Here is a 2,286-nt window from a genome sequence, read left to right as displayed (position 1 = left end):
ATCAGAAGGGAAAGGCTCTTCTCCAGATTTCCGACATGCAGCGAGCCTTGAATCATAAAGGACATTTGTACGAAGTAAGCAGACGACTGCGGCTCCCTTAACGCTTGGAACAGCATGCCTTCTTGCATCGGAGACAGCGGGTACATGGAAACCACGTTATGGTTACCGCCACCACTCATTACAATCACCTATCTTTCGCTTACAAATTATGAATACCAGAGATCTCACATTACAAATCATTCAACTCCGCTAAGAGTTCTTCGAAAATGTCTAAAGGCAATTCTTCGCTGCCCACATCGCTCGGAGTAAGTTCGGTCTCGGTTTGCTGCATGCAATGGTCAACGATCGAAAGCAACTGCTTTTTGTAGTTGGCCAGTAATACTTGGATCGTGCTTTCTCGGTACTCCTGCTTGTCGTACGTCACGCTCAGCATCAGTTTCCCGTCCATTACGCTTCCTGCAATGTCTAGCGTATAAGTCCGTTCCGATTGCAGGCTCATCGATATCCCCGCAGAAAGACCGGACATCGACATGGCGCCCGCGTTCAGTTCCCTATCCCATTGCCCCAAGTAGTTGAAGCTGATTTCCGGCGCCATTCCGCTCCTAATGCCACTTTTCTCCGCAGGCGTCAAATACTTCAGCGCGCCGTATCCGATGCCTTTGTTCGGAATTCGTCTCAGCTTCTCCTTGAACGATTTGACCCAGTAGGCTATCCCTTCCGCCTTCTTCAATTCGAAGACGACGGGATAGATGCTCGTAAACCAACCTACCGTTCTCGTCACGTCCACGTCACCCAATACTTCTTCCCGGCCGTGGCCTTCCAGGTGAACGGCCAGTGTATCGTGCCCCGTCCATTCCTGCATCGCTAAACCAAGTGCCGCGAGCAGCACGTCGTTTATTTCCGTCTTGTACGCATGGTGCGTTCCCGTCAGCAGGTTTTTCGTTTCTTTCTCATTTAAGCTAATCGCCGATCTTGTACTGCTTCCCCATGTGCGGGCTTCAGTGCATGCCCCGTCTTTGGGGAGCGGCTTAACCTTGGCGCCTTCTTCCTGCCGCCAGTAATCGGCTTCTCTGAGCAGCTCCCGGCTCTGTGCATAGGCGCTCATCCGCTCCGACCACGTCCGGTACGAATGCGTTTTGCCCGGCAACGCGACAGACTCTCCGCGCAGCCGCTGCTCGTATTCCGCTACGAAATCTTCCAACAGAATGCGCCAGGACACCCCGTCCACGACAAGGTGATGGATCGCGATCAGCAGATGGTCGCCGCTGCCCGTTCGGAACAATCCAAGCTGCATCAGCGGACCGGTTTCCAGATTCATCGCCTGCTGGACAAGCGTCGCCTTCTCCTCGACCGCTGCACTGACGTCCGCTTCCGCCGAGACGTCGAATACATGCAGGCGGAACGAATGATCCCCGATTCCCCGGTTCATCTGCACGATCTTCCCTGCTTCTTCCTTGTACACCATTCGCAGCGCGTCATGGTGTTCCGTCAGCTTGGATGCGACTTCCTCCACGAGCATTTCCTGGAAACCGTCCGCTCGGTACAGCATCATCGCCTGGTTCCAGTGATGGCTTTGCGAGTAACCCTGTTCGAAAAACCACCGCTGGATCGGACTAAGCGCAACTTCGCCTTCAACGGCCCCTTCTTCGGCTGCTGCCTGGGTCGTGACCTGAACATATCGGTTGACTTCCTCGATCGTCGGATGCGTGAACATATCCCGAACCGCCAGCTTCAGGCCTTCCGAGCTTAACCTCGACACGATCTGGATCGCTTTGATCGAATCGCCGCCCAGCTCGAAGAAGTTGTCCCGGATGCCGACTTGTCCGACTCGGAGTACGTTCTGCCAAATTGCCGCCAGCTTCGCTTCCGTCTCGCTTCGCGGCGCGACGTATTCGCTTCCGGCCTGCACCAGCCCTTGCGGCTCCGGCAGCGCCTTCCGGTCCACCTTCCCGTTGGCCGTCAGCGGAATCCGCTCCACTTCCACTACGTATGATGGCACCATGTACTCCGGCAGGCCGCGCTTCAAATACCCGCGCAACTCGGAGGCGTCGAATGCTCCGCTGCTCACCACGTACGCGCACAGGTACGCTTCGTCCCGCTCGTCTTTCCGGGCGATGACCACCGCTTCCTTCACGTCCGCGTGCTGCAATAGACGGTGCTCGATTTCGCCTGTCTCAATCCGGTACCCCCGGATTTTCACTTGCTCGTCGATCCGGCCCATGTACTCCAGGTTCCCGTCCGGCAGCCATCTGGCCAGGTCTCCCGTCCGGTACATCCGCTCACCAG

2 protein-coding genes are annotated in these 2,286 nt (G+C 56.1%); both read right to left on the bottom strand.

What is annotated here, in order from left to right:
* Nucleotides 1-146 (bottom strand): condensation domain-containing protein (locus ACX1DY_RS31330; protein ID WP_458968031.1); only part of this gene is annotated, 146 nt, incomplete at its 3' end.
* A gap of 83 nt (nucleotides 147-229) precedes the next feature.
* Nucleotides 230-2,286, bottom strand: a 2,057-nt coding sequence (locus tag ACX1DY_RS31325) for a condensation domain-containing protein (RefSeq protein ID WP_458968030.1), incomplete at its 5' end; no start/stop codon positions are given.

The sequence above is a fragment of the Paenibacillus sp. BAC0078 genome (assembly GCF_054483875.1).
This window is presented reverse-complemented; position numbering and strand designations above follow the sequence as displayed.